At 46.4% G+C, this 22,152-nt stretch carries 19 protein-coding genes, 2 tRNA genes and 1 riboswitch; of the genes, 13 read left to right on the forward strand and 8 right to left on the reverse strand.

Features of this window, described 5'->3' with window-relative positions:
* The first annotated feature begins 42 nt into the window (after positions 1-42).
* From UQW94_RS22845 to thiH, 10 genes are all read left to right on the forward strand, one after another.
* Positions 43-119 (forward strand) — tRNA-Asp (locus UQW94_RS22845).
* A gap of 61 nt (positions 120-180) precedes the next feature.
* A tRNA-Trp gene (locus UQW94_RS22850) sits at positions 181-257 on the forward strand.
* Positions 258-501: 244 nt separating this feature from the next.
* Positions 502-1,884, forward strand: coding sequence for a multicopper oxidase family protein (locus UQW94_RS22855; RefSeq protein ID WP_213965903.1), 1,383 nt, complete (start codon positions 502-504; stop codon positions 1,882-1,884).
* 123 nt (positions 1,885-2,007) lie between these two features.
* Entirely contained in the window at positions 2,008-2,391 is a 384-nt protein-coding gene (gene crcB / locus UQW94_RS22860) for a fluoride efflux transporter CrcB (protein WP_005378811.1), read from the forward strand.
* Positions 2,392-2,451: 60 nt separating this feature from the next.
* Positions 2,452-2,550: riboswitch (TPP riboswitch) on the forward strand.
* 163 nt (positions 2,551-2,713) lie between these two features.
* A complete protein-coding gene (gene thiC / locus UQW94_RS22865; protein ID WP_005378810.1) occupies positions 2,714-4,654 on the forward strand; it encodes a phosphomethylpyrimidine synthase ThiC in 1,941 nt (646 codons plus the stop codon).
* Positions 4,654-6,069 carry a thiamine phosphate synthase gene (locus tag UQW94_RS22870; RefSeq protein WP_322142577.1) on the forward strand — a complete coding sequence of 472 codons (1,416 nt, stop codon included), beginning with the start codon at positions 4,654-4,656 and terminating at the stop codon, positions 6,067-6,069. The genes thiC and UQW94_RS22870 overlap by 1 nt, the downstream gene beginning before the upstream one ends.
* Positions 6,056-6,829 carry a HesA/MoeB/ThiF family protein gene (locus tag UQW94_RS22875; RefSeq protein ID WP_017633516.1) on the forward strand — a complete coding sequence of 258 codons (774 nt, stop codon included), beginning with the start codon at positions 6,056-6,058 and terminating at the stop codon, positions 6,827-6,829. The genes UQW94_RS22870 and UQW94_RS22875 overlap by 14 nt, the downstream gene beginning before the upstream one ends.
* 38 nt (positions 6,830-6,867) lie before the next feature.
* On the forward strand, positions 6,868-7,122 hold the full coding sequence (gene thiS / locus UQW94_RS22880; protein ID WP_005378804.1) for a sulfur carrier protein ThiS: 255 nt from the start codon (positions 6,868-6,870) through the stop codon (positions 7,120-7,122).
* Positions 7,123-7,127: 5 nt separating this feature from the next.
* Positions 7,128-7,895, forward strand: a complete 768-nt coding sequence (locus tag UQW94_RS22885; RefSeq protein ID WP_213880928.1) for a thiazole synthase — start codon at positions 7,128-7,130, stop codon at positions 7,893-7,895.
* A 34-nt stretch (positions 7,896-7,929) separates the two neighbouring features.
* The gene (gene thiH, locus UQW94_RS22890; RefSeq protein ID WP_322142578.1) at positions 7,930-9,042 is read left to right on the forward strand and encodes a 2-iminoacetate synthase ThiH; all 1,113 of its coding nucleotides are present in this window, start codon (positions 7,930-7,932) and stop codon (positions 9,040-9,042) included.
* A 122-nt stretch (positions 9,043-9,164) separates the two neighbouring features.
* On the opposite strand, the gene UQW94_RS22895 is transcribed toward thiH, so the two are convergent.
* The gene (locus UQW94_RS22895; protein WP_033907323.1) at positions 9,165-10,955 is read right to left on the reverse strand and encodes an aminopeptidase P family protein; all 1,791 of its coding nucleotides are present in this window, start codon (positions 10,953-10,955) and stop codon (positions 9,165-9,167) included.
* A 203-nt stretch (positions 10,956-11,158) separates the two neighbouring features.
* A complete protein-coding gene (locus UQW94_RS22900; RefSeq protein WP_005378791.1) occupies positions 11,159-12,100 on the reverse strand; it encodes a LysR family transcriptional regulator in 942 nt (313 codons plus the stop codon).
* Between the two features lie 107 nt (positions 12,101-12,207).
* Between UQW94_RS22900 and UQW94_RS22905 the strand changes: the two genes are divergently transcribed.
* Both UQW94_RS22905 and UQW94_RS22910 read left to right on the forward strand, forming a co-directional pair.
* Positions 12,208-13,401: a multidrug effflux MFS transporter gene (locus tag UQW94_RS22905; protein WP_005382927.1), complete on the forward strand. Its 1,194-nt coding sequence runs from the start codon at positions 12,208-12,210 to the stop codon at positions 13,399-13,401.
* A 91-nt stretch (positions 13,402-13,492) separates the two neighbouring features.
* Positions 13,493-13,774, forward strand: a complete 282-nt coding sequence (locus UQW94_RS22910; RefSeq protein WP_005378786.1) for a hypothetical protein — start codon at positions 13,493-13,495, stop codon at positions 13,772-13,774.
* Positions 13,775-13,805: 31 nt separating this feature from the next.
* Here the strand turns inward: UQW94_RS22910 and UQW94_RS22915 are convergent, their stop codons facing one another.
* From UQW94_RS22915 to UQW94_RS22930, 4 genes are all read right to left on the reverse strand, one after another.
* A complete protein-coding gene (locus UQW94_RS22915; RefSeq protein WP_017821782.1) occupies positions 13,806-14,261 on the reverse strand; it encodes a DoxX family protein in 456 nt (151 codons plus the stop codon).
* 10 nt (positions 14,262-14,271) lie between these two features.
* Positions 14,272-15,030, reverse strand: a complete 759-nt coding sequence (locus UQW94_RS22920) for a DNA-binding domain-containing protein (protein ID WP_322142579.1) — start codon at positions 15,028-15,030, stop codon at positions 14,272-14,274.
* Positions 15,027-15,899 (reverse strand): DUF692 domain-containing protein, encoded by an 873-nt coding sequence (locus UQW94_RS22925; RefSeq protein ID WP_213969099.1) that lies wholly within the window; start codon positions 15,897-15,899, stop codon positions 15,027-15,029. Before UQW94_RS22925 ends, UQW94_RS22920 begins: the two co-directional genes overlap by 4 nt.
* A 99-nt stretch (positions 15,900-15,998) precedes the next feature.
* Positions 15,999-16,259: a DUF2282 domain-containing protein gene (locus tag UQW94_RS22930; protein WP_005378779.1), complete on the reverse strand. Its 261-nt coding sequence runs from the start codon at positions 16,257-16,259 to the stop codon at positions 15,999-16,001.
* A gap of 281 nt (positions 16,260-16,540) precedes the next feature.
* Between UQW94_RS22930 and uvrD the strand changes: the two genes are divergently transcribed.
* On the forward strand, positions 16,541-18,715 hold the full coding sequence (gene uvrD / locus UQW94_RS22935) for a DNA helicase II (RefSeq protein WP_005378778.1): 2,175 nt from the start codon (positions 16,541-16,543) through the stop codon (positions 18,713-18,715).
* Positions 18,716-19,534: 819 nt separating this feature from the next.
* On the opposite strand, the gene ggt is transcribed toward uvrD, so the two are convergent.
* Positions 19,535-21,301 carry a gamma-glutamyltransferase gene (ggt, locus tag UQW94_RS22940; protein ID WP_322142580.1) on the reverse strand — a complete coding sequence of 589 codons (1,767 nt, stop codon included), beginning with the start codon at positions 21,299-21,301 and terminating at the stop codon, positions 19,535-19,537.
* Between the two features lie 111 nt (positions 21,302-21,412).
* On the reverse strand, positions 21,413-22,072 hold the full coding sequence (locus UQW94_RS22945) for a LysE family translocator (protein ID WP_322142581.1): 660 nt from the start codon (positions 22,070-22,072) through the stop codon (positions 21,413-21,415).
* Positions 22,073-22,152: the final 80 nt, after the last annotated feature.

A 22,152-nucleotide genomic window follows, 5' to 3' on the forward strand; every position in this document is an offset into this window, starting at 1 on the left:
AAATTTTGGACGCTTGCTTATTAAAGCGAGTGATACCACTGCGGAGTGGTAGTTCAGTTGGTTAGAATACCGGCCTGTCACGCCGGGGGTCGCGGGTTCGAGTCCCGTCCACTCCGCCACTTAATATCGACAACCTCGCTTATGCGAGGTTTTGTCAAATCTAGAATATGAAAATTCTATAGGGGTGTAGCTCCAATTGGCAGAGCAGCGGATTCCAAATCCGCGTGTTGGGAGTTCGAATCTCTCCACCCCTGCCACATATCAGGCTCTGACTTAGGTCAGAGCCTTTTTTGTAACTGGTTTCTTCTCATTATTACAGCTTATTTCTACTCTTATCCCGTAAGTATGGCTTTCTGCTGTACTTTGGCAGCATTTAATCTACTGAACGAACGAAACTACAGTTAGCTGTAATGATCAGTGGCCCGAAATTTTAATAATAAAGGGGAATCACTATTTATATTTAGTTACACTCAACCGATCTGGATTAATGAGTAACTATGTATGGATATATCTCGTCGACGCTTTCTTCAATCATCCTTAGCAATCTCCGCGCTTACCGTTCTACCTGCATGTTCTCTATCTAGGAGCACTAATAAGCAGAGGCAATATATATACGATATCACTGCAGAGCCTTCTACTGCAGAATTGATCCCTGGGTTTAACACAGACGTACTCGCATTTAATGGTTCGATTCCAGCGCCTACGATTCGTTGTCGCCAAGGCGAGAAAGTTATAATTAGGTTTACTAACAAGCTTTCAGAGCCGACTACAATCCACTGGCATGGCTTGCGAATCCCTATTGAAATGGATGGTGTACCTTTCTTAAGCCAGCCGCCTATCATGCCGGGTGAAACATTCGTTTATGAATTTACACCGCCAGATGCAGGCACGTTTTGGTATCACCCCCACATGAATAGCGTTAAGCAACTTGGTATGGGCTTAGTTGGGCTAATTATCGTTGAAGAGGCTGAGCCTGTTCTATTTGATGAAGAACAGGAAATAGTTCTAAAGCATTGGCATTTAGACAAACAAGGTCAGTGGAAGAACCTTATGGTACCGCGCTTGAGCGCTCGTATGGGGACTCCCGGAGAGTGGAGTAGCGTCAATGGTGTGCATGAACCTGTTTATACGCTGAAGCAGAATGCTACCACGCGATTAAGAATTGCTAATGTCGATAACACCATTACTTACCCGATCGCTATTGAAGGTGCAGAGGCTTGGGTTATCGCTATTGATGGTAACCCTGTTAAAACGCCTTACAAGCTCACTGAGCATAAAATTGGTCCAGGAATGAGGTTAGATGTCGGATTGATTGCTCCAAAGGCTGGAAAACGTGTTTATGTGCGTCAAATGAAAGGACGCTTCCCATTCCCTTTGTGCGAGTTTGACGTTGTTGAGTCTGATCTGTCGAACAACCAGAAACTGCCTTTATTACCTCTCAACCCTGTGCCAGCTCTCGATTTGAAAAATGCAGAGCAAATCGATTATGTGTTTGAGTGGGAGGGGGCGATCACTCCTGCTGATAAATCGGGCAAAGCGATCCCCCAATTCTGGCTGATGAACAAACGGGCTTGGGAGGGAATGAGCAAAGATAATATTCCAGCGCCGCTTTCAACATTGGAGATGGGAAAAACCTATATCTTCAACCTAAAGAACGTCACCCAATATCATCATCCTATTCATCTTCATGGACACACATTTACGGTTCTTGAGTTAGATGGCAAAAAACTCGACGAACCGTTTCATACCGATACGGTCTTACTTGGAAAAAACGGCAGTGCGAAAGCGGCATTTGTTGCAGATAACCCAGGGCGTTGGATGTACCATTGTCATGTAATTGAACATATGAAGACGGGTTTGATGGGTTACATTGAAGTAAAGTGACTCCTGTAACTTTTAAAATCTTGATAAGTTTTAAGCGCTATACTTTGCTGAATTCTAAGATTGTATAATCACTATTGCCGTAAATTTGATTACAATGTCGCCATTAACTTTTCTGGGGGAATTATGGGACAACTATCCGTTTTGGGTTTTATTGCATTGGGTGGTGCATTTGGTGCATGTTCTCGTTACTTAATTTCTGAACTTTGTGTCATTTTATTGGGGCGTGGTTTTCCATATGGTACGTTAACCGTTAACGTTGTTGGCTCATTTATGATGGGCTTATTGATAGCAGCTTTCGATAATGAACTTTTGGCAACGGAACCTTGGCGACAAGTGATTGGCTTGGGTTTTTTAGGGGCACTAACGACGTTTTCCACCTTCTCGATGGATAATGTGTTGCTTATGCAGCAGGGCGCTTTCTTTAAGATGGGGTTGAACGTATTGTTGAATGTCGTGTTAAGTATTTCAGCTGCGTGGATAGGCTTTCAATTATTGATGCGCAGCTAGCAAAGTAGTTAAAAATTGAACAGGTCGGCTTGGTTTCACCAAGCCGTTTTTATATACTGACATCACTTGTCGGAGTGCCATAAGGCTGAGACCGTTAATTCGGGATCCGTTGAACCTGATCAGATTAGAATCTGCGAAGGGAACAAGAGAAGATATTCACACCGGAGTTCTTTCTGGTTGATCTATCAAAAGTCGAATGTTGTTACAGGCAAATATCGTAAGCTTTAACTAGCCTTAATTTGACTCCTCTTGTCGCATCTATCCGCCAAGCATTTTTATCCAATTACTTTTTATCTAGTATAACAAAGCAAGGAAAAATGCTATGTCGAGTCGCAAACAAGCGAGACTGGAAGCAAAACAGTTCATTGATACACTCTCGGTACAACCGTACCCCAATTCAAGCAAAGTCTACGTAGAAGGCTCACGTCCAGATATTCGTGTGCCAATGCGTGAAATATCACTCGCCGATAGCCTTATTGGAGGCACAAAAGAAGCGCCTATTTTCGAGCCTAATGAGCCAGTACGCGTTTACGATACCTCGGGTGTATACACAGATCCAGAGCACACCATAGACCTCTATAGCGGCTTACCTAAGCTGAGAGAAGGGTGGATTGAAGAGCGTGCCGATACTGAGCTACTTGATGAAGTAAGCTCGGTGTACACCAAAGAACGCTTAGAAGACGAAACACTAGACGATCTTCGTTACGGTAATCTACCACGTATTCGACGTGCCAAAGATGGCCATTGTGTGACCCAATTGCACTATGCTCGCAAAGGTATTATTACCCCAGAAATGGAATATATCGCGCTGCGTGAAAACATGGGGCGTGCCAAGTATCGCGATGAAGTGCTGAATCAACAGCATCCGGGTCAAAGCTTTGGTGCGAACCTACCAAAGGACATTACTGCAGAGTTTGTGCGTAAAGAAGTCGCCGAAGGTCGCGCTATTATCCCTTCTAATATCAACCACCCAGAATCCGAACCAATGATCATTGGGCGTAACTTTTTGGTCAAAGTGAACGCCAACATCGGTAACTCATCGGTCACTTCTTCGATTGAAGAAGAAGTAGAGAAACTAGTGTGGGCGACGCGCTGGGGTGGCGATACCGTTATGGATCTCTCTACTGGACGCAATATTCACGAAACTCGCGAGTGGATTCTACGTAACAGTCCGGTTCCGATCGGTACCGTGCCAATGTACCAAGCGCTTGAGAAAGTGAACGGTGTTGCGGAAAACCTTAACTGGGAAGTGATGCGCGATACCCTGATTGAGCAAGCAGAGCAGGGCGTTGACTACTTTACTATCCATGCCGGTTTACTACTTCGTTATGTGCCAATGACTGCAAAACGCGTTACTGGCATCGTCTCTCGTGGTGGTTCTATCATCGCGAAATGGTGTTTAGCGCATCACCAAGAAAGCTTCTTATATACCCACTTCCGAGAGATCTGTGAAATCTGTGCTAAGTACGATGTCGCACTATCTCTTGGTGATGGTCTGCGCCCTGGCTCGGTAGCCGATGCTAACGACGAAGCGCAATTTGCAGAGCTTCGCACTCTTGGTGAGTTGACCAAGATAGCGTGGGAATACGACGTACAGGTGATAATCGAAGGTCCTGGTCATGTTCCAATGCATATGATCAAAGAGAACATGGAAGAGCAGTTAGAGCACTGTCATGAGGCTCCTTTCTATACCCTTGGTCCGCTGACGACAGACGTCGCTCCTGGTTACGACCATATTACTTCAGGCATCGGCGCTGCCATGATTGGTTGGTATGGCTGTGCAATGCTTTGCTACGTAACTCCTAAAGAGCATCTTGGCTTACCAAACAAAGAAGACGTGAAAGTAGGCATGATCACTTACAAGCTTGCTGCGCACGCCGCTGATTTAGCGAAAGGGCACCCTGGCGCTCAAGTTCGTGATAATGCGCTTTCTAAAGCTCGCTTCGAGTTCCGTTGGGAAGATCAATTTAACTTGTCGCTCGACCCAGATACTGCTCGTGCTTTCCATGATGAAACCTTGCCTCAAGAGTCCGGCAAAGTTGCTCACTTCTGTTCGATGTGTGGACCAAAGTTCTGCTCGATGAAGATCTCGCAAGAGGTACGAGAGTATGCGAAAGACACTGAGCAAGTTGCTGCGGACCAAGCTATATCGATCAAAATGCTGGATGATCCTCTTGAGGGGATGCGTCAGAAATCGCAAGAATTTAGAGAGTCAGGTTCCGAGCTATACCACCCAGCAGCACATGCCGAGGTAAGTGACTAATGAGCAAAATCCTTATTCCGTCATCATTGATTGAACTGACTGGTTTAGTTCAGCAATGTTTGTTGTTGGCGAAAGAACAGGGTTTTAGCATCGAAGACATTGAGTTGGGTGTGAGCCCAACTCAATCTATTCAGCTTGTTCGCGACCAACAGACCACACGCATAACGACAGATCTTATTAATGGTTATGACTCTGAGAATGAGAGTTCATTTGTGCTCTATTACCGCTCTGCTTTGTCGGTAGAAGCGTGTGCTAAGCAACCGTCGAAAGCGATTTATATTGGTATTGCTGATACTCAGGTATCCGATAAAAAGGAGAAAGTGCTTCAGCTTGATATCTGGCGTCACCCAATTAACAACGAAGTGAGAGCGCTTTCCGTTAAGTCCAAACTCAACGCAATGTTCGATCCTGAACATCACCTTGCTTGGATAGTAACGCTGACAGTACTCGATTTTCCTATCGAAGATGCGTTAACACTTGCTCGAGGAATGCTAACTCAACAAGCGAATGTTTCACGTGAAACACTGTTGAATGGCAACCTTAACGAGGGAAGATCTACTCAGTGGGCTGACCAATTTGATGATTTCCCCACACCTGTACTGGAGGATAACCGACTAGGTATTCAAGTTGGTTGGTCTGCACAAGGTGAGAGCGTTAGCTTTCCAACTCTAACTAAGCAAAGTCTAGGGCTCTATCCAGTCGTTGATGATGTTGCTTGGATTGAGCGTCTACTGCCACTAGGCATCAACACTATTCAACTGCGAATAAAGAACCCACAACAAGCCGATTTAGAACAACAGATCATTCGAGCAATTGAGCTAGGTCGTCAGTATCAAGCACAAGTGTTCATAAATGACTACTGGCAGTTGGCAATCAAGCATGGCGCTTATGGTGTTCACCTAGGACAAGAAGACATAGAAGAATCGAATTTGGCTCAGCTAACTAAAGCCGGCATTTGTCTTGGTCTTTCTACTCATGGTTATTATGAGCTACTGCGCATCGTACAAATTCATCCTAGTTACATCGCGCTAGGGCATATTTTCCCAACCACCACAAAACAGATGCCATCGAAACCACAAGGTTTGGTGCGCTTGTCTCTTTATCAAAAGCTGATTGATAGCATTCCTTACGGAAACACAGAGTTGGTTTTCCGTCCCGTAAAAGACAAAGCAGGTAGTGACTATGTGCTTGGCTTTCCGACGGTCGCGATTGGTGGCATTGACCAATCTAATGCTGACCAAGTTTGGCAAACAGGTGTTTCTAGCTTAGCAGTAGTGCGTGCTATTACGTTGGCAGAATCACCTCAATCGGCCATCGAGTTCTTCGCACAACTGATGAAGGAAAGACAGCTAACGTTCACTGATCAGAATAGTGAGTTGGCGGATACCAAGAGAGGCGAGCATGCTCACGGATAAGCAGTTCCTTCGCTATCAGCGCCAAGTCGCTCTGCCTGAAATTGCCGAAATTGGGCAAGAGCGTTTGAGTAAATCGCATGTGCTGATCATCGGTTGTGGTGGGTTAGGGAGCGCAGCGAGTTTGTACTTGGCATCAGCGGGTGTTGGTAAATTGGTTGTGGTTGATGATGATGAAGTTGATAGCAGTAACCTACAACGTCAGATCATTTATCGTGAACAAGACCTCCAAGTTGCGAAAACAAAAGCGACTGTAAAGCAACTTACTGAACTTAATTCTATGGTTCAAATTCGTGCCCTCAATAAGCGATTAGACAAAGCACAGCTTCAGCTTGAGGTGATGCTAGCGGATGTGGTGCTCGACTGCACCGATAACATGCCAACGCGTCAGCTAATTAACCAAGTTTGTTTCGAGCAAAATACGCCGCTCATCTCGGCGGCGGCAATTGGTTGGCAAGGGCAATTCGCTGTCTTTGATTACCAAACACCAAGTGAACAAGAAGCGCAGAGTAAAGCGTGTTACCGCTGTTTGTATCCGTTCGACGAATTACCGCAAACGCAAAAGTGCAGTGAGAGCGGTGTCGTCGGTCCGGTGGTCGGCACACTTGGTAACTACCAAGCGATAGCAGCAATTCAAAAACTGGCGACGGGAAAGTTTCATGTCGAGACTGCCAAGTTGCATCTGTTTGATGGGTTGAAACTGCAATGGCAAACCATGGCGATAAGCAAAGATAAACAGTGCCAAGTGTGTGCTCAGATTTAGCTTGTGAGTAATGGGCAGAATTAAGAGAGTTGGAAGCAATGACGTTATCAGAACAACAAACAACACAAATGACCGCTGCTGACTTAGATGTGATCACTATTGTCATCAATGACCAGTCACATCAAGTTGCCAGTGAGTCGAATCTACAGCAAATCATTAGTCAATTTGCGCTGCCTGAAATGGGCTGTGTTTTTGCAATTAATAACAATGTTGTGCCACGCAGTGAGTGGGCTAGCACAGTTCTTTCACAGGGAGATAGCATCTCTTTGTTTCAAGCGATCGCAGGGGGTTAAAGTCGATGCTTAAAATTGGTGATAAACAATTCGAATCAAGACTGTTCACGGGAACAGGGAAATTTGCCAGCAGCCGATTAATGGCAGAAGCGATTCAAGTATCGGGTTCTCAACTTGCGACCATGGCGTTGAAGCGTGTGGATGTGAATGACCAACAAGACGATATTTTGCTGCCTCTAGTAAAAGCGGGTGTGAACTTATTGCCAAACACATCAGGAGCAAAGAATGCTAAAGATGCTGTGTTTGCTGCACAACTGGCGCGAGAAGCGTTGGGTACTAACTGGCTAAAACTGGAAATTCATCCAGACCCGAAGTACTTGATGCCCGATCCAATTGAGACACTTGCAGCCGCTGAACAGCTGGTTCGTGAAGGCTTCATTGTCCTTCCTTACTGTCATGCTGACCCGGTTCTGTGTAAACGATTGGAAGAGGTTGGCTGCGCTGCTGTCATGCCATTGGGTGCTCCGATTGGTTCCAACAAAGGGATAGTTTCTCACGATTTCCTAGAGATCATCATCGACCAAGCTAATGTTCCTGTCATTGTTGATGCGGGTATTGGTGCTCCTTCACATGCCGCGCGTGCGATGGAAATGGGCGCGGATGCCGTGCTAGTTAATACCGCGATTGCGACTTCGAGCGATCCCGTTGCGATGGCGAAAGCATTTAAGTTGGCGGTAGAGTCGGGGCGTATGGCTTATGAAGCCGGACTTGCAGGTAAGGTTTCTCATGCGGTTGCGTCGAGTCCACTGACGTCATTCCTAGATGAGCTTTAGTCCTAGATTGGTTTAGCTATTAAGCGAGGAAAACATGAGCTTCGTTGAACAATTTAAGCTGCTTAATTGGGATGACATTTCGATGTCTATCTATGCGAAAACGGCAAAAGACGTCGAGCGAGCATTGAATAAACCCAAGCGTGATTTGGAAGACTTTAAAGCGCTAATTTCACCAGCGGCTGAAGCGTACTTAGAGCAAATGGCGCAGCTGTCATATTCGGCAACTCGTAAGCGCTTTGGTAATACCATGTCGCTTTACATTCCATTGTACCTTTCTAACTTGTGTGCCAATGCTTGTACTTATTGTGGCTTCTCGATGGAGAATAGAATCAAGCGTCGTACCTTGAATCGGGACGAAGTGGTTGCAGAGGTCGAAGCAATCAAGCGCATGAAGTTTGATAGCGTATTGCTGGTGACTGGCGAACACGAAACCAAAGTGGGCATGAAATACTTCCGCGAAATGGTGCCGATGATTAAGAAGCGCTTTAACTATTTAGCGATGGAAGTACAGCCACTTGATCAAGACGAATACGCTGAGCTCAAGACATTGGGTTTGGATGCGGTGATGGTCTATCAAGAAACGTATCACCCTTCGACTTACGCCGAGCACCATTTGCGTGGCAATAAGATGGATTTTGAATACCGATTGGATACACCCGATCGTCTTGCAAAGGCGAGCATCGATAAGATCGGTATTGGTGCTTTAATAGGGTTGGAAGAGTGGCGAACAGATTGTTTTTATGTGGCAGCGCACTTGGACTATCTTGAGCGCACATATTGGCAGACTCGTTACTCAATTTCTTTCCCACGTTTACGTCCTTGTAAGGGCGCGCTCCAACCCAAATCAGTCATGACGGATAAACAGCTTGTGCAGTTGATCTGCGCTTATCGCTTGTTGAATCCAGAAGTGGAGTTGTCATTATCGACTCGTGAATCACCAAAGTTCAGAGACAATGCATTACCGTTAGGTATCACCAGTATGTCTGCTGCATCTAAAACTCAGCCGGGTGGTTATGCGATGGATGATGTTGAACTCGAGCAGTTTGAGATCAGTGATGAGCGAAGTGCTGGTTCTGTGGAAGATATGATTCGAGCCAAAGGCTTTGATCCTGTATGGCGAGATTGGCACTCGGCGTATTCTGGTTAATCAGCAAATAAAGACACTGGTCATCGTTATGTTTCACGTGAAACATAAGTAAAGAAAAGAGGGTTGATGCAAAACATCAACCCTCTACTTTTTTCTAGCTTCTAGCTTCTAGCTTCTAGCTTCTAGCTGTGTGCTACTGGTAGCGTTGCTTGACGAAGCCACTCTTTCACATCACCCTCAACAAGTGGGCTGATCTCATCCCATACCTTCTGATGGTAATCATTCAACCAAGCAAGCTCTGGACGAGTTAGCATATCAACATTGATGTTGCGCTTGTCGATTGGACAGCGTGTTAGCGACTCGAATGACAGAACAGGGAAGTCACCGTTAGTTGGGGTTTCAACAACAAGCTCTAGGTTCTCGATACGGATACCAAACGCATCCGCACGGTAGTAACCTGGCTCGTTGGACAGCACCATGCCTTCTGTTAGAGGCACGTCGATTTGCTTCTTCGAAATGCTTGCTGGACCTTCATGAACACTTAGGAAGTGACCAACACCGTGACCAGTACCGTGATCGTAATCGTAGCCCTCCGCCCACAGGTGCTGACGAGCTAGCGTATCGATTTGGTAACCACGTGTGCCTTTCGGGAAACGTGCACGTGCAACACCGATGTGGCCTTTTAGCGCGAGAGTGAATTGTTTAATCATCTCTTGTGAAGGCTGACCGATCGCGATGGTACGCGTGATGTCTGTCGTGCCATCTAGGTACTGACCGCCTGAATCCACTAGGTAAAGTGTGTTCAGTTCTAGCTTGCCAGGTTCAGGTTGGTTCTCGTGATTATAGTGACACATCGCCGCGTTGCCACCTGCTGCCGAGATAGTATCGAAGCTAAGATCCATAAGTGTCGGGTCTTCGCTGCGGAACGCTTCCAGTTTGTCTGCCAGCGTCGCTTCATCATGCAGGTTACCCGCAACGACTTCAGCATCTAACCAAGAAAGGAACTTACTCATCGCTACGCCATCACGGATATGACATGCTTTCATGCCTGCGATTTCAACAGCGTTCTTTGCTGCTTTTGGCATTAGGCATGGATCAGCTTTACTCACCACAGATGCGCCAGCGTTTTGTAGAACCAGCTTAAACCACGCGTTACTTGTCGCAGGGTCAACCAGTACATTCTTGCCAGTTAGGTTTTCTAGTCGTGCTTGCAATGCTTCTGGGTGATGAACCGTCACGCCGGCACCAACATGAGCGTCAAACTCAGCAGGTAGGCGAGCAGGATCTAGGAAGTATTCCACGCTTGAGTCTGAGTGCAGAATCGCGTGAGAAAGAAGAACTGGTAGACGTGAGACATCTAGACCACGAACGTTGAGCAACCAACAGATAGAATCAAGTGCTGTGATCACTGCGCTGTCTGCACCGGCTTTTTTCACGAGCTCTGCGATTTCTTGGCGTTTGCTTTCACTTGATTGTCCAACTGTTTCTGTTGCCATTAGGCGAACATCAGAAACCACAGGAGCAGGGCGGTCGTGCCACAGTTCATCAATTGGGTTGCTATCGAGAATCTTAAGCTCAAGGGTACCTGCAAGTTTTGCTTGTGCCATGTCTAGCCAAGCAGAGTTGTGCATGCGAGGGTCGATTGCCACAGACGCGTCATTTGCAAGATGGTCTTTAATCCAATCTAGTGCAGGCTCTTCAATCAAGTGACGGTATTCGAATAGATCAGCAGGAACCTGCTTTGTTACTTGTACTGTGTAGCGACCATCAACAAAGATAGCGGCTTTGTCTTTGGTGATTACCGCAGCACCAGCAGAACCAGTAAAGCCAGTTAGCCAATGTAAACGCTCGTTGTGCGCTGGTACGTATTCGCCCAAGTACTCGTCTTCATGTGGGACAAGTAGGGCATCAATATTATGTTGTGCTAGCCATTCGCGAATTGCATTCACGCGGCTTTGGGTATCGTTGTGCATCTGTGTTATTCCTTCAAATTACCGCTCCTTCATGCTCAGGTGTGGGAGCTGTTTCCATCTGCTTCATGCAGTTTACGATTCCATTGAGGTTCGCAATCACTTCAATAGAGTCGGAGTACAACTAGGCCATAGATGAGCCAAAAAGGACTACAACAGTTAAGCTACTCATTTTAGCCGCTAAGCGCAAATTGAGTGCGGTGTTTTTATCTAAGGTGATCGGTTTTTTGTGTGATCATCGTACGTAGCCAGCCTAATGCAGGGTCGTTTTCTCTATCTCGGTGCCAGAATAAAGTGTAAGCCATAGGTGGGAATTCTAACGGTAGTGGCAGCACGACCAAATCAAGCTGTTTGGCCGCAAGTTGCACAAAATGACTTGGCGCAGTAAAGATAAAGTCGGTGTATGAACATAAACTTGCGGCACTGTTAAAGTCGGGCACGGTGACGGCAATATCGCGGTCGGCGCCAATATCTGCAAGGCGATAATCCAGCAACCAACGGTCGTTGCCATCACAGCGTACTTGTACATGGCGTAGGGCGAGATAGGCTTCCAGATTCCAAGGTTGTTTTAGCGCAGGATGGTTTTTGCGAATGATGCACATTTGGTAATCACGATAAATTTCCAACTCGCAAATGTCATCGGGTGGTTGAAGAGTCAGCTTGGCATCGTTTATATCGATATCTTTTCCAGTTAGGCCTAAATCCAGTTCGCCGCGTTGAAGCATTTTAAATGTATTATCCGACCACGGGTGTGTGCTGATTGTCACGCCAGGTGCTTGTTGAAAAATCGCCGGTAAGAAATGGGGTAGAATGAGAGGGTAGACACTCTCTACCGCTGCTATTTGAAAACGGTATTCGCTGCTTTGCGGAGAAAACTCTTCGGGTTGAGTCAGCACTTCTAACTGATTTATCAACAGATCCAGTTTCGGTTTAAGAAACAATGCGCGCGGCGTAGGTGTTAATCCATGTGAGTTTCGAGTGAAAAGCGGGTCATCAAATTGAATGCGCAGTTTAGCCAGTGATTTACTTACGGCGGATTGGCTTAAGCACAATCGGTGGGCCGCACGAGTAACATTTAACTCTTCAATCAGCACTTTAAAGCAGACCAATAGATTTAAATCGATACGAGCCAGTTTTTCGACGTTCACAGTGAATTTCCTCTGAGGAATAATGCTCATGATTATACATCATTTCCATTCATATCATCAGATGATTAAGCTTTACCCAAAGTTCTTTATCCAATTCGGAGTGTTGTGTGTCTAGCCAGTTTTCTAATAGTAAAAAACAGATGGCGTTATTGACCCTTTTGGTTCTTTTCAGTCCTTTAGCGATTGATATTTATCTACCTGCTTTACCTCTTATTGCTTCCACTTTTCAGGTCGATAATGCGCTAGCACAAGACACGATCACTTGGTTCTTATTTGCTATGGGTGTTGGTCAGCTATTCGCAGGTCCCTTAGCAGATAAACTCGGACGTCGAACTGTTGCATTGGGCGGTATCACCATTTACGCGATGAGCGCTTTATTGGCGTGGAGTGCTCAAAATATTGAGTGGATGTTGGTTTCCCGACTGCTACAAGGCTTAGGTGCGTGTGCGACATCGGTAGCAGCCTTTGCAACAGTTCGCGATATCTTTGGCCCGGAAAAAAGCGGCAAAATGATCAGCTACCTTAACGGTGCGATTTGTTTCATTCCGGCTTTAGCTCCAATTCTAGGTAGCTGGTTAACTCAGCAATTTGACTGGCGTGCTAACTTTAGCTTTATGGCGGGTTTTGCTGTGGTGTCTGGATCATTGATGTTTTTCATGATGAAAGAGACTAACCCGTCAACAGAAAAGCAAGCCGTGTTTAAGCTTAGTCGGTATTGGGCAGTGCTTAGCACACCATCTTTTGTTTTCCATGCGTCATTATGCTTGATGGCGATGGCGGTTATTCTTGCTTACGTTACCTCAGCACCGTCGGTATTGATGACGGGGATGGGGCTGTCGATGAATGAATTCACTTTCTGGTTTGGTGTGAATGCGGTGATAAACATTGCGGCATGTATGCTGGCGCCTAAGTTCATGGAGCGCGTTGGAACTCACAACACCTTGGTCACCGGGATCTCAACTCTGGGTCTCGCAGGTGTGATCATGCTAGTGATGAATGGTCAGAATACCGCGCTTTCTTTCATGTTACCTATCTTTATGTCTTCTGTAGGTTTTGCATTCATTCTGGGTGCAGCGGCAGGGAAAGCGTTAGAACCGTTTGGTGATAAGGCGGGCACGGCAGCTGCACTGCTTGGATTGTTCCAAATGAGTGGCTCTGGTTTGTTGGTGGGTACACTGCAACGCTTATCTCTGGATCCACAAACCTTGATTGCAATTCATATGTGGGTCCTATTACCTGCGTTGGTCGTTCTGTTTACAAAAGCAGGGAAGAACTGGCACTCGAGCTTTGCGAAAGCGTAAATCAGTGTAATTTAGTATTTTCCAATGTAAGTAAGGCGTGTATATTTGTCACTCAGACTTTTCCTGACACCATAACGGAACTCAAAAAGTAATGTCGTTAACCACGTATGAAATGGCTCGTATTCTAGAGCAAATGGAAGATTCACCAGAAAAGGTGATGTTTGGCAAGTTGCTTAATGAGCTGGGTAATCAAAGCTCCGAGCGTATTCGTAGTGCGGCTAAACAAGTACCTCTGCCAATTTTGCGTGATATCGTGTACCAATTTCAGCAAGTGATTGAGTCACGCAAAGATGAACAAGTCGAGCAGATGGCAAAAGACCTCGCTCAGCAAGGTATCTCAGCAGAAGAGCTACTGGCTTACTTGAATAAATAATAAAAAATCCCCGCATGATGCGGGGATTTTTTTAGCTCGTCATTTTCTTTTTCAGGATGTGGTCCAAAGACAGCGGTCCTGGCCCCCATACGATTACGATAAGAATCATCAATCCCCAAAGTTGGTGGTCATAAAAACCTTTCTCCCACAACAGTGGGTAAGAGATCACTGCGATGATGTTGAACACAAACAGCATTGCTGCCATCGGGCGGGTAATCAATCCCAGTGCCAAGAACACCGGTAGAACCAACTCCGCAGCCGTACCTAAATAAGCCGCCAATTCCCATGGCAAGATTGGCACTTGGTATTCCAGCTCAAATAAGTACAACGTGCTATCCCAAGACGAGATTTTGATTAGTCCTGAATTGAAGAACACCCAAGCAACCCAAAAGCGGCAAAAGAGAAGTAGTAAAGGGACAAAGGCTGCTTGTAAGGTACTGATTAAATCGTCATACCGATTCACTAAGTTTTTAACCGTATCCTTCATAGAGTGCTCCTTAGATTGATTGCAATGTAAAGCCGTCAACAATATCGAGTGCCATGATGCGATTGAGATGAGCGAGTAAAACTTCAGGTATTTCGCTCAAACTCTGCTTCTGCTCTAAACATTGCAGCAGTTGGAACACATCGGCATCGAGTGCGTGACACAAGGCTTCTCCATTGGCTTGAATCGAGATGACACCTTGCTGTAATTGGTTGATATTAAGTTGTTCGAATTGCCCAGTTTGAATCGTGCTAAATAGATCGAATACTGCGTAGTTGGAGTCAAAGTTGCGGCAGCCCTTTTTAAGGTGTAAGACTAAAGCGGGTTGTTGCTCTTCACTCACTTCGCCAAGTAACGCAAGCGGTTTTAATTCCGCTGCATTGGATTGTTCATACTGTACTTGACGAGCTAGGTCGATATGCCACTCGAAGCGTGCGACTTCAGGGCTGTAAGGTGCTTGTGCGATCACCTGACTAAACTGCATGATGGTGTCTTGAAAGCCTTCGCCATAATGCACCACATTTCCTTCTTTTAATGGGTAAGAAAGAACATGCTGGCGAGCTATCTGCTCAAAGCATTCTTCACCAAGCAGCGCTTCAACCATCGGGTAGGTCGCGGACAACACTTCGCTTAAGCTGACGATAAAGTTATTGCGGTAAATTTGTATGCGTTCATCAGCGGTAAACTCATCACTGGCAATATCGCAGTCTTCACCGAGCGCTTGATAGTGCAGGGCTTTAGCAAACTGGCTTTGTAAGGTGGCTAGATTCATGATGCCTTCCTTGGCTCGCTTTGTTCACTTGGAAGTGTGCCTTGCAACAGTAGTTGCGATGCTTTCTGTGCTTCTCCTAATAAGACTTCTGGCGCGGGGATATCCAAATCCCATTCAATCAACGTATGACGTGGACCGTGTTTTTTTGTCCACTGTGAAAACAACTGCCAAACTTCATCGCTAACCGGGCGGCTATGGGTATCAATCCATATCTCACCTTTGTCGAGTTGTTTGATGATAAAACCTGCCAAGTGAATCTCATCCACTTTGTCGGCTGGAATCGCATCTAGGTATGTGTCGCAATCAAAACCGTGGTTGAACGCCGAAACATAAACATTGTTTAAATCGAGCAATAAACGACAGTCAGTGCGCTTTTGCACTTCGGTAAGAAACTCCCATTCGCTGATGGTCGAATGTTGAAACTTCACATAACTAGATGGGTTCTCTATCAAGATCTCGCGTTGCAAATAATTCTGCACTTCATTCACGTTACGAGTGAACACGTTGAGCGCTTCTTCCGTATACGGAAGTGGAAGCAGGTCATTAAAGTAGTGACCGCCGTTTTCACTCCAACTTAAATGGTCAGAAACAAGGATTGGGTCGATTGAGCCAATCAGTGCTTTAAGTTGCGCAAGATGCTTTTGACTAACACGTTCCACCGAGCCTAGCGACAAACCAATACCGTGGCAGCTAATTTGATATTGCTCGCGAAGCGTTTGTAGCTGATGGCGCTCTGTTGCATTGGGTTGGAAATAGTTTTCACTGTGGATTTCTAACCAAGACAACTCGGGTTGGTTTTGGCTAAAGTAATCGAGGTGAGGGGTTCTTAATCCAACTCCAACAAGGTCGTGGAAGGTGTGGTGTTTCACGTGAAACTCCTTTTCAAATCGTGCGGGAAGAGAAGGATGCGTCTTGGCTTTGCGTTGGTTGAGCGTCAACGCATCCTCACAATAGCTAGCGATAAAAGATTATGAAGAAGAAGTGCTACCGCCAGCGAGCTTGTCACAAAGACCTTTTGGTACGACTACGAATGCGTCTTTTTGGTTATCTTCTTTAGAAGTACCAGCGCATGAGCTGCTTTTTGTTGCACAGTCGTTTTTACCTGCTTTAGAAACGCCATAGCACTTTTCTTTTTCAGCAGCGACAGCTGGAGCTGCAGTTAGCATTGTGCCACCAAGAGCTAGAAGACCAGTAACAGCAGCAGTAACAGCTAGATTCGACTTTTTCATAATAAATTCCTCTGAATGATTTCCTTTACTTTAAGTTGGCAAGATGAATCGCCTGTTTTGGCGTTTTTGTTATCAACTTGCTTAACTTAAAAGATAGGAAACTGGCTAAAAAACTTTCAGAAAAATTTCTGAAGTAAATGGGTTTGCAGGGTCAAATAGGTATAACTAATTGATGTGTTGGGCAAAAAAACATCAATTTTTTTATCAAGTTTTGTCTAAACAGCACCAGGTTGTTTAGGTTATAATCGGTTTTTATGTATAAATAACCAGTAGCTCTCATCATGATGGATCCATCTCTATTACTCGACGGTTTGAACGATAAACAACGTGAAGCTGTTGCAGCACCTCTAGAAAACTTGCTCGTTCTTGCTGGCGCAGGAAGTGGTAAGACACGCGTTCTTGTTCACCGTATCGCTTGGCTGATGTCGGTCGAGCAAGCTTCTCCGTTTTCAATCATGTCGGTAACCTTTACCAATAAGGCGGCGGCAGAGATGCGTGGACGTATCGAAGAGCTAATGATGGGCAGTGCAGGCGGTATGTGGAATGGTACTTTCCACGGCATTTGTCACCGTATTCTGCGTGCACACTATCTTGATGCCAAGCTACCGGAAGATTTCCAAATCATCGACAGTGACGACCAACAGCGTCTGCTAAAGCGTTTGATCAAAGCGCAAAACCTCGATGAGAAGCAATGGCCAGCACGCCAAGTGGCATGGTGGATTAACGGCAAGAAAGACGAAGGTCTGCGCCCGTCGCACATTGATGCGTACCATGATCCAGTGACCAAGACATATCTGCAGTTGTACACCGCTTACCAAGAGGCGTGTGACCGTGCTGGTTTAGTCGATTTTGCGGAAATCTTGCTGCGCGCACATGAGCTACTGCGTGATAACAAGTTCGTCCGTGAACACTACCAAGCACGCTTTAAGCATATCTTGGTGGACGAGTTCCAAGATACCAACAACATTCAATATGCTTGGCTACGTATGATGGCGGGTCCTGAGTGTCACGTGATGATCGTAGGTGATGACGACCAGTCGATTTATGGTTGGCGTGGTGCAAAAGTCGAGAATATTGAGAAGTTTACGCTCGAATTCCCAAGCGTAAATACCATTCGTCTTGAGCAAAACTACCGTTCAACCAAGACCATTCTGGAAGCATCTAACACCCTGATTGCGAATAACACCGAGCGTATGGGTAAAGAGTTGTGGACGGATGGCGTGGTCGGTGAGCCCATCTCGGTTTACAGCGCTTACAACGAATTAGATGAAGCCCGTTTTGCGGTGAACAAAATCAAAGAGTGGCAAGACAAGGGCGGTGCTCTGAATGACGCTGCGATGCTTTACCGTAACAACGCCCAGTCGCGTGTTCTGGAAGAAGCGTTAATTCAAGCCGGTCTGCCTTACCGTATCTACGGCGGCATGCGATTCTTCGAACGTCAGGAAATCAAAGATGCCTTGAGCTACATGCGTCTGATTGCCAACCGTAACGATGATGCGGCGTTTGAACGTGTGGTGAATACGCCAACGCGTGGTTTGGGTGATAAGACGCTTGAAACCATCCGTTTTGCGGCTCGTGATCGTGGTTGCACCATGTGGGAAGCGAGTGTGGCAATGTTGGACGAGAAGGTGCTTGCTGGTCGCGCTGCTGGTGCTCTGAGCCGTTTTATCGAGCTTGTCACCGCGCTAGAAGACGACACCTTAGAGATGCCGCTGCATCACCAAACTGACCATGTGATTAAATACTCGGGCTTGTTCGCGATGTACGAGCAAGAGAAGGGCGAAAAGTCTAAGGCACGTATTGAGAACTTGGAGGAATTGGTGACCGCAACTCGCCAATTCGAGAAACCAGAAGAAGCCGAAGACATGTCACTGCTGACGGCATTCCTAACCCACGCAGCACTAGAAGCGGGCGAAGGACAAGCGGACGAATTTGAAGATGCGGTTCAGCTCATGACATTACACAGTGCGAAAGGTCTAGAGTTTCCATTGGTGTTTATGGTCGGTGTGGAAGAAGGCATGTTCCCAAGCCAAATGTCGGCAGAAGAAGCAGGGCGCTTAGAAGAAGAACGCCGTCTGTGTTACGTAGGCATGACCCGTGCGATGCAGAAACTGTACATCACTTATGCTGAAATGCGTCGTTTGTACGGTCAGGATAAATACCATAAACCGTCTCGCTTTATCCGTGAACTGCCAGAAACTTGTTTAGATGAAGTACGAATGAAGGCGCAAGTTAGCCGTCCTTCAAGCAGTGGTCGATTTAGCCAAACTGTTGTGAAAGAGAGCTTTAATGAAACCGGCTTTACGCTAGGTTCTCGTGTGATGCATCCAAAGTTTGGTGAAGGCACCATCATCAACTTCGAAGGCAGTGGTCCACAGAGCCGTGTACAGATTGCCTTTAACGGTGAAGGCATCAAATGGTTGGTAACTGCTTACGCACGACTAGAGAAACTGTAAGGCTTGACCAAAACTCATCAACTTAAGAGCTGCTTCGGCGGCTCTTTTTGTTTGTGCAGTTTTGGTGTCGCTAACGCAGTAAAAAATGGAATGATAAATGGAGTACAAAAGCGCGACTTAACGATGCCGTTTGAAGTGAAAGGTGGGCGTTGTGGGTGAATGCCTGTTTTCAGCAGATCTACTGAGAAAAACTTTAGGCAAAGAAAAACCCCGAGGGCTTGCGCCCATCGGGGTTATAGTCTTACTCGCAGCAATCCAGCTACTAAGAGTGCTCCATGCATCTAATCCATGATAGTGTGCTGAATCCGTCAGCTTAATCCTTACGTCGCCTTCCTAGCGGTGTCCTTAGTGACCTTATCCTGGTCTGCTAACTATCCTCGTTAGCTCTCATCACTTGTTCCCTGAGCGGTGTCCCTGACATCATCCTGATGTTCAAATCCTTGCCTCGTCCAGAGGTGTCCATTTCCCGTCCTTAGTAGCAACCATCCTAGTCACTATTGATTCCGTTCAATGTCCAATTTTGCAATCCATGCCTGACTATTCATCCTGAATAACCGTTTCTTCTTCCTGAAGTTCACCAAGTCCGTGGTGTTTCCTGTTCCGTGTCAGCATCCTTCCGACAGGTTTAATATTACGTGTTTAACGATTTCCAACAACGGGCTAATCTCACATTTTTTTACACTCTTAGCGTTCAAAAAAGATACATAAGTATTAAATTCAATGGCTTATTATATTTGTTGTACGGTTTTACCATTAAAAAAGAGAGGTTTGCTCAACCCTTTGTGAGAGATCTCGCACAAGGGGTCGAGCGAAAGACTCTTACTGCCCGATAGCGGCACCTTCACGTCTTGGATCCGCAGCGCCTTCAAGACCGTCTTTTGTTATTCGTATCGCATGCAGACCAGAGTTCAAATCCCGAACATCGGTTTTAAAGCCCATCTTCTCCAGAGCAGGCTGTAAGCCCTCTGCGGCGGTACCTTGCTCAATATCTAAGGTGCCAAAACGGTTCAGCAATCGTGGCTGATTAATCGCGCTTTGGATGTCCATATCCCATTGCGTGTGGGCGATAATGGCTTGTGCGACGTAACCAATGATGCGGCTGCCACCCGGTGAGCCAATTGCCATGTAAGGCTTGTCATCCTTCATCATAATGGTTGGTGCCATAGATGAACGTGGGCGTTTGCCCGGTTCTAATCGGTTTGCGATTGGCACACCATCTTGATGCGTGCGGAAAGAGAAATCGGTCAGTTCGTTATTGAGCAAGAAGCCGCGTACCATCAAGCGTGAGCCAAAGGCGTTCTCGATGGTTGTTGTCATTGAAACCACATTGCCTTGCTTATCGACGATATTGAAATGGCTGGTGGAAGGCAGCTCGATCGATTGGTCCATGCTTAAGTTCATGGCGTGCGACCAAGGAGGATTACCGGCTTCAGCCTTACTCAAGGCTTTACCGACTTGAATGAGCTCAGCACGTTGTTTGAGATAATCTTTATCAAGCAAGCCTTCGGTTGGCATTGGCACATAATCTTGGTCAGCCATGTATTTACCACGATCCGCGAACGCAAGGCGCGATGCATCGGCGATCACTTGCCATGATTTCGCGCTTTCGGCTCCCCAACCTTTAAGATCGTATTGCTCGGTGATCGCGAGAATCTGTCCAACCGTCAATGCGCCAGAGCTAGGTGGTCCCATGCCGCAGATATCATAGCTTTGATAAGCCGCACAAACCGGCTCACGTTGCTTGATTTGGAACGCATCAAAGTCAGGTTGTGCCAATACGCCAGGATTGCCCGGTGCATTCTGTACTGTCTTGATGATGTCTGTGGCGATATCGCCTTGATAGAAAGCTTTTGCCCCTTGCTCTGCAATTGCCGTCAGAGTTTGCGCGTATTCAGGGTTCTTCAACAACGTGCCTTCGGCTTTTGGTGAGCCATCTGGATTGAAGAAGTAAGCCTTAGTCGCAGGGAAGCGAGATAGGCGCTTGGCATCTTTTTCAATCAGACTCGCGAGGCGAGGACTGACTTCGAAACCTTGCTCAGCCAAGGTAATCACGGGTTGGATTATCTTCTTCCATTCCAACTTGCCGTATTTCTGGTGCGTGTCCCACAGCAGTTTCACTGTACCAGGAGTGGCAACGGAACGCCCACCGACAACCGCATCGTAAAATTGCAGTGGTTGTCCTTTGTCATCTAGGAAGAGTTTCGGCGTTGCGGCGAGCGGTGCGGTTTCGCGTCCATCATACGTAGTCAGTTTTTGTTTCTCACTGTCCCAATACACTAAGAAGGCACCGCCACCAATACCTGATGATTGCGGCTCTACCAAGCCCAGCATCAATTGTACGGCAACCATGGCATCAATAGCATTGCCCCCTTGTGCAAGAACATTTGCCCCGGCTTGGGTTGCAAGTGGGTTGGCTGCTGTGACCATATAACCTTTGGCTTTGACCAATTGCTTTTGCTCGAAGCCAGTACTGTGCTCCGGTGCAACCGCATCTGCTGCTTGGTTAGCAAAGGCTGAGGTAGATAAGACGAGTGGGGAAGTAAGAAAAAGACCCGTGGTCACGAGTCGGTTGAACGTCCAATGCATGATGACTCTCCATGTTGCCAGTTTTGTGCTTTGAGCTTGGCAGTTATGGAGAGTCACGTCGAGTCAGCAATCTTAGAAATGTCGATTGTGCTACGCTTTTAAATCAGTACTTTATCCGATAAAAGTATTGATAGTTTGGTATAGAATACTGCCGCCCACTAGAGTAAATACCACGCCGCATAGACCGTCGATGTAGATACCCACTTGTTGTAATTTACGCTGTAAGCGCTGTGTCGACAGCATCCATGCAAGGCTAGAGAACCAGAATAGCGACAAGCCAAACAGGATGACCAAGGCAGTACCTTTGCCAGTAATCGACATGCCAGCAGGGACTAAGCTCGACATCAAACTGATAAAGAACACCAAGGCTTTCGGGTTAAGAATGTTGGTCGCAAATCCTTTCGCAAATGCCTGACGCTTATTACTGATCACTAGGTTGTTTTGCTTCTTAGGTTGATCCGCCTGTGGGTTTTTGATCATCGAGATCACTGCGCGCAATGCACCAATACCTAAATAGAGCAGATAACTACCACCGAGCAGTTGCACCACCGAATACAACACTGGGTGCTGGTGGACGATATAACTCACGCCTGTCAGGCTAAACAAAGAGTGCAGCAAAATACCGACAGACAACCCCAACGCAATGTACAAGCCAGTTTGACGACCATGACGCGTCGCGTTTTGTACGACCAGCGCAAAGTCCGGACCGGGACTCATTAGGGCAATAAAGTGAATGCTGGCGAGCGTCAGCAATGTGGTGGATTCATTCATAACACATCTCAAATATAACCAATGCGGCTATTGTCGTGGCAAGTTACCTGTGGCGCTTGTAAAAAACTGACAGCTTTCTC

Origin of the sequence: Vibrio sp. PBL-C16 (genome assembly GCF_034321865.1) — a bacterium.
Classification (GTDB): Bacteria; Pseudomonadota; Gammaproteobacteria; order Enterobacterales; family Vibrionaceae; genus Vibrio; species Vibrio alginolyticus.

Excerpts from the sequence above, each read along its gene's own strand:
- UQW94_RS22875 (WP_017633516.1), top strand. The coding sequence starts at position 6,056 with ATGCTCACGGATAAGCAGTTCCTTCGCTATCAGCGCCAAGTCGCTCTG.
- thiS (WP_005378804.1), top strand. The coding sequence starts at position 6,868 with ATGACGTTATCAGAACAACAAACAACACAAATGACCGCTGCTGACTTA.
- UQW94_RS22885 (WP_213880928.1), top strand. The coding sequence starts at position 7,128 with ATGCTTAAAATTGGTGATAAACAATTCGAATCAAGACTGTTCACGGGA.
- UQW94_RS22945 (WP_322142581.1), bottom strand. The coding sequence starts at position 22,072 with ATGAATGAATCCACCACATTGCTGACGCTCGCCAGCATTCACTTTATT.
- UQW94_RS22910 (WP_005378786.1), top strand. The coding sequence starts at position 13,493 with ATGTCGTTAACCACGTATGAAATGGCTCGTATTCTAGAGCAAATGGAA.
- uvrD (WP_005378778.1), top strand. The coding sequence starts at position 16,541 with ATGATGGATCCATCTCTATTACTCGACGGTTTGAACGATAAACAACGT.
- UQW94_RS22895 (WP_033907323.1), bottom strand. The coding sequence starts at position 10,955 with ATGCACAACGATACCCAAAGCCGCGTGAATGCAATTCGCGAATGGCTA.
- UQW94_RS22920 (WP_322142579.1), bottom strand. The coding sequence starts at position 15,030 with ATGAATCTAGCCACCTTACAAAGCCAGTTTGCTAAAGCCCTGCACTAT.
- ggt (WP_322142580.1), bottom strand. The coding sequence starts at position 21,301 with ATGCATTGGACGTTCAACCGACTCGTGACCACGGGTCTTTTTCTTACT.
- UQW94_RS22870 (WP_322142577.1), top strand. The coding sequence starts at position 4,654 with ATGAGCAAAATCCTTATTCCGTCATCATTGATTGAACTGACTGGTTTA.
- UQW94_RS22915 (WP_017821782.1), bottom strand. The coding sequence starts at position 14,261 with ATGAAGGATACGGTTAAAAACTTAGTGAATCGGTATGACGATTTAATC.
- crcB (WP_005378811.1), top strand. The coding sequence starts at position 2,008 with ATGGGACAACTATCCGTTTTGGGTTTTATTGCATTGGGTGGTGCATTT.
- UQW94_RS22855 (WP_213965903.1), top strand. The coding sequence starts at position 502 with ATGGATATATCTCGTCGACGCTTTCTTCAATCATCCTTAGCAATCTCC.
- thiH (WP_322142578.1), top strand. The coding sequence starts at position 7,930 with ATGAGCTTCGTTGAACAATTTAAGCTGCTTAATTGGGATGACATTTCG.
- UQW94_RS22930 (WP_005378779.1), bottom strand. The coding sequence starts at position 16,259 with ATGAAAAAGTCGAATCTAGCTGTTACTGCTGCTGTTACTGGTCTTCTA.
- thiC (WP_005378810.1), top strand. The coding sequence starts at position 2,714 with ATGTCGAGTCGCAAACAAGCGAGACTGGAAGCAAAACAGTTCATTGAT.